This window comes from Nitrosophilus sp. (genome assembly GCF_982775275.1).
The window spans coordinates 1-4,004 of the sequence record NZ_CEXZHP010000144.1 but is presented as its reverse complement, the minus strand read 5'-3'; the positions used below and the strand labels follow the sequence as shown (position 1 = coordinate 4,004).

The window sequence follows — 4,004 nt, the reverse complement described above, 5'->3', positions numbered from 1 at the left end:
AATCTGTAACAAAACTGTAATTAAAAAAATTTTTTGCCCATTCGAATCTTGCGATCATGTTTTCTTTCGCATCATAGTAGGCAAATAAAATCCCTTTATTGTTCTTTCCATCAAATGAAATATCCTCAATACCTACAGAAAAAACATTTCTATTGTCCTGATAAAAACTGCTCGCCAAATCCGAAAAAAGCGAATCGGCATTTGCGATGCTAAACAAAGCTGCAAAAAGAAGAATTTTCTTAACCATGATTAACCTCCTTAAAAATTTCTTGTTGCAATATATATTCACATTTTTGAAATTTTTCGAATATATAGTTAAAAACTCTTTGAAGGCTGGGAGAATCAATCAACAATATAGAGGCTTTTTTGTTTTTAAAAAAAACTTCATAATGGATTTTGTTTTGATTTAATGTAGACAATATAAATCTGTCCACTTGTAAAAGTACTGAACCGTTAGAAGATTTCCCTAAGCAGATACTTTCAAAATATTTTTTCAAACGCTCTAAATACTCGCTAAAAAAATTTAACGACAAAACAAAAAAATCTGACCTTTTCAATTTGTGTTTTTTTATATACCCGTCAACTTCTTCAATCAGCGCATTTTCAATATTAATAGAAACTATTTTATACCCATATCGATTTTTAACAAGTCCTTTGTTATTAAATCTGTTTGCATCAAGAAAAAATTTGGCTGAACAAGCAACCAAATATGATTTTGATTGATTAAAAAACTTACTGTAATCTTCCAGAACTTTGAAAAGATGATTGCTTAAAGAGATTGAAACGATAGTCTTCATACTAATCCTTCAAAAACTTTTTTATAAAGTCGGCAACTTCTTTATCGCCGACTTTTTGCGCTTTTTTTGCTATCGCTTTGCATAAAGCCTTATTTGTAAGAATCGAGTAAAAAATTACCCTGTTGACAATTCTCATTTCATCTATCTCGGAAATAAATTTCGCAGCGCTATAGTTAACTGCGCTTTTAACGCTAACTTCTTGTTTTAGGCTCTCTATCTCCTTTAAAAGATTTTCGCTCTTTGCAATTAGATATTCAATCTCGTTAAGAAACTCCCTATCTAACATACGCAATCCTTTCAAACTGCCCTTTAATTATTGAGATTATCTCTCTTGCTTTTTTAGCCTGTTTGTAAATATTAAGCTGTTTTATAAAAAGCTCTTTAGATCCGTTTGAAGCTGCGTAAATATGTTCTCTCGCTTCCTTTGGACTCAACCCTTCAAAATATTTGCTCAAATCAACTATTGTTTCACCTCTTAAAGCCGACAATTCAAAAAGGGGAGAATAAGGAATCTTTAAGGAAGGGATATCAGATAATCGTGATGGAGCAATCCCCAACTCTTCGCTGCCGTACCAGAAAGCAAACTCTTCGCTTGAGAATCTGTTTAGGAAAAAATATACTTTTCCTCTATCTTTAACCATTTCATAAGTATCTTCGGCGTTTTTCTTTTGCGCCATTCCGCCCATTAAAGGAATAATAAACTCGATATCGTCAAAATCCAGCTCTTTAATAGTTTCAATAACTTTTTTTGTATCATCGCCCCCTCCTGCATCAATGATTACCGTTTCATCTTTACCTTCGAGCATATCAAACAAAATCTCTCCCAAAGCATCTTGAGCGTCCTTTAAGGTAATTGTTTTACTAACCCCAGATATTTCGCTGTTTCTAAATACATCTATCGTTTTATTGTTATTGTCAATTTCGATAACCTTTGAGTTTGTTATAATTGCGGGCAATATCTGCCAAGCAACCGTACTTTTGCCAGTTCCGCCCTTCGTATTTACAACCGCATAAACTCTCATATTCTCTCCTTTATATTTTTTTGAAGATAACCGATCATCTCTTCAAAATCTTCGATAATCTCTTTTATAGTCTCCAGTTTTTCATTTTCATCTATATCTGCGTAAAATATTTTGTTTAACTTGTAATTTAATACTTCTTCCACACCTTTTTTTATCTGCTCTGCCAAAAAAGTATAAATTTCATCTTTGTTCTCCATATCTACAGCATTTTCATTCGGTTCTATTAGCTCAGTTTTAAATAACGACATTTTGCCTCCTTTAGTTTTTTTTGCTTTCAATATATATTCACAATTTTCAATATATACATCCCTTTGCAAACTCTTCCCGAAAGTGAAGCTTCTCCTATAATTTGTAGAATTATGGCTGAGTGCGAGTGGTGCGGAAGCCTTATCCCTACTTTTTATAAGCGAATCCCTACTTTTTATAAGTGTATCCCTACCCTACTTGATACTAAGTTGGGTTTGTGTTAAGATAGTAAAAGTTTCAGCAAGGATAAAATATGGAAACTCTAAACTATTTTATAATCGGTTTTTTACTAGCTGCCATATATATAACCTATATTTTTGGTAAAGCAGCTGAGGAGATGTTAAAAGAGAGAGCTAATCAAGATCTTTGATAATATCCTTTGCCATTTTAAATCCGTCAAATATGCTTTTTTTAAAATCTCCATCTTTTAAAGTTTTTAACTCTTTTTCTTTTTTATAAATAGGCAAAAAAGAGAGAAACCATGGAAGCTAAAAAAGTTGTATTAGAGATTTTCAATAGTAATATATGGTATAATGTTTCAAAAATGTATTCCTAAAGAAGGAGTGTAAATATGATTGCATTAAGAGAAAAAACAACAATAAATCTTTCAGTCACATTAAAAGAAGCTCTATCTCTTTTTTAAACTCATCAAATCTTTGTTCAATTCTTTTTTGATTTAAAGCATACCCTTTAATGATATACTCTTTTAAAACTTTTGTAGCCCATTGACGAAATTTGGTTGCTTTTTTGCTGTTTACTCTATAACCGACAGCTATAATCGCATCAAGATTGTAATAATCTAATACTCTCTTAACAACTCTATTACCCTCTTTTTGAACTGTTTCCATTTTGGAAACAGTTGATTCTTCATCTAATTCATTAGTTGTAAAAATATTTTTTAAATGCTTAGATATTGCTGCTTTTTGTACTCCAAAAAGCTCTGCAATCTGTTTTTGGGTAAGCCAAATTGTCTCTTTTTCCCATTTTACCGGTAACTCAATCTCTCCATCTTTAAAGATCAAAACTTCACTCATAAAAAAATCCTAATTTTAATATCAGAAAAAATCTTCAACAGCTTTACTGGAGCAAGCAGGTAACAAGCCAATAGCTATTTTAAATCATAAAAGGATTCAATTTATTAAATATATTTCAAACCTTGAAACTTCCACTACCGCTCCCAATCTTCAAATTTTTCATTTAAAAACTCTTCTATAATTCCTTCATCTTTTTTATCTTTGCTTTTTGAGAGAACTTTTTTAATATTTTCTTCCCAAGCTTTTTTACATTTTATCGGTTTTAATAATGATCTTTTTTTTACTTTTACAAGCTTCATCTTAATATCTTTAAAACTTACTATCTTTTTATTTACCGTTTCTCTCATAAATTATCCCAAAATTTGATTATTTTAAACGGCAGGATTTTTTAGTTATATTATAATCCCAGGCGCGGTAGTAGGGCTACCTCCATAACTTTTTTGCTATTATATTAAATTCAATCATCCTAATACAAACCCAATTTTGAAACTTTTGACTTTTATTATCATAATTTTTAAATTTTGAGTGGTAAATCTTAACAAAATTATTACTTAATTAAACCTTAAAATTCAAAAATTTCAATCTCTAAAACTTCGGTGGTATCGGGGTTGGAAGAGGTTTTGGAACATGTTCCAATTTTGCGGAAAAAATTTAATAAACAATAAACAACAGTATAATTACTGGAGAAAATTAATAGCGTTATTATAGGAAAATATCCCGTAAAAAAATTTAAAATGCCAAAAGTTTTTTTGAGAAAGTTTTAGCAAAAAAGCAAATAAAAGGTTATATGTTAAATAGAAATATCTACAGATAATCTTGCGCCTATAGCTTCAACATATTTCAAAAGTGTAGAAAGATTTGGCATATAAGTGTTGTTAAGACTCTCTAATCTTGAAATATTTGAT

At 30.3% G+C, this 4,004-nt stretch carries 7 protein-coding genes; all 7 read right to left on the bottom strand.

Annotation, left to right across the window (positions count from 1 at the left end; all coding sequences use genetic code 11):
* Positions 1-247: hypothetical protein (locus AC30RD_RS07065; protein WP_489493709.1), on the bottom strand; the 247-nt coding region annotated here is incomplete at its 3' end.
* Positions 240-797, bottom strand: coding sequence for a hypothetical protein (locus AC30RD_RS07060; protein ID WP_489493707.1), 558 nt, complete (start codon positions 795-797; stop codon positions 240-242). The genes AC30RD_RS07060 and AC30RD_RS07065, both read right to left, overlap by 8 nt.
* 1 nt (position 798) lies before the next feature.
* Entirely contained in the window at positions 799-1,083 is a 285-nt protein-coding gene (locus AC30RD_RS07055) for a hypothetical protein (RefSeq protein ID WP_489493706.1), read from the bottom strand.
* Complete coding sequence (locus tag AC30RD_RS07050) at positions 1,073-1,819, bottom strand: hypothetical protein (RefSeq protein ID WP_489493704.1); 747 nt, start codon at positions 1,817-1,819, stop codon at positions 1,073-1,075. Before AC30RD_RS07050 ends, AC30RD_RS07055 begins: the two co-directional genes overlap by 11 nt.
* Positions 1,816-2,067 carry a hypothetical protein gene (locus AC30RD_RS07045; RefSeq protein WP_489493703.1) on the bottom strand — a complete coding sequence of 84 codons (252 nt, stop codon included), beginning with the start codon at positions 2,065-2,067 and terminating at the stop codon, positions 1,816-1,818. Before AC30RD_RS07045 ends, AC30RD_RS07050 begins: the two co-directional genes overlap by 4 nt.
* Before the next feature lie 609 nt (positions 2,068-2,676).
* A complete protein-coding gene (locus AC30RD_RS07040) occupies positions 2,677-3,099 on the bottom strand; it encodes a virulence RhuM family protein (protein ID WP_489493702.1) in 423 nt (140 codons plus the stop codon).
* Between the two features lie 134 nt (positions 3,100-3,233).
* A complete protein-coding gene (locus AC30RD_RS07035) occupies positions 3,234-3,446 on the bottom strand; it encodes a hypothetical protein (protein ID WP_489493700.1) in 213 nt (70 codons plus the stop codon).
* Between the last annotated feature and the right edge of the window lie 558 nt (positions 3,447-4,004).

What these genes read in the sequence shown, in the direction of transcription:
- AC30RD_RS07060 (WP_489493707.1), bottom strand. Translation starts at nt 797, where the DNA reads ATGAAGACTATCGTTTCAATCTCTTTAAGCAATCATCTTTTCAAAGTT.
- AC30RD_RS07055 (WP_489493706.1), bottom strand. Translation starts at nt 1,083, where the DNA reads ATGTTAGATAGGGAGTTTCTTAACGAGATTGAATATCTAATTGCAAAG.
- AC30RD_RS07050 (WP_489493704.1), bottom strand. Translation starts at nt 1,819, where the DNA reads ATGAGAGTTTATGCGGTTGTAAATACGAAGGGCGGAACTGGCAAAAGT.
- AC30RD_RS07045 (WP_489493703.1), bottom strand. Translation starts at nt 2,067, where the DNA reads ATGTCGTTATTTAAAACTGAGCTAATAGAACCGAATGAAAATGCTGTA.
- AC30RD_RS07040 (WP_489493702.1), bottom strand. Translation starts at nt 3,099, where the DNA reads ATGAGTGAAGTTTTGATCTTTAAAGATGGAGAGATTGAGTTACCGGTA.
- AC30RD_RS07035 (WP_489493700.1), bottom strand. Translation starts at nt 3,446, where the DNA reads ATGAGAGAAACGGTAAATAAAAAGATAGTAAGTTTTAAAGATATTAAG.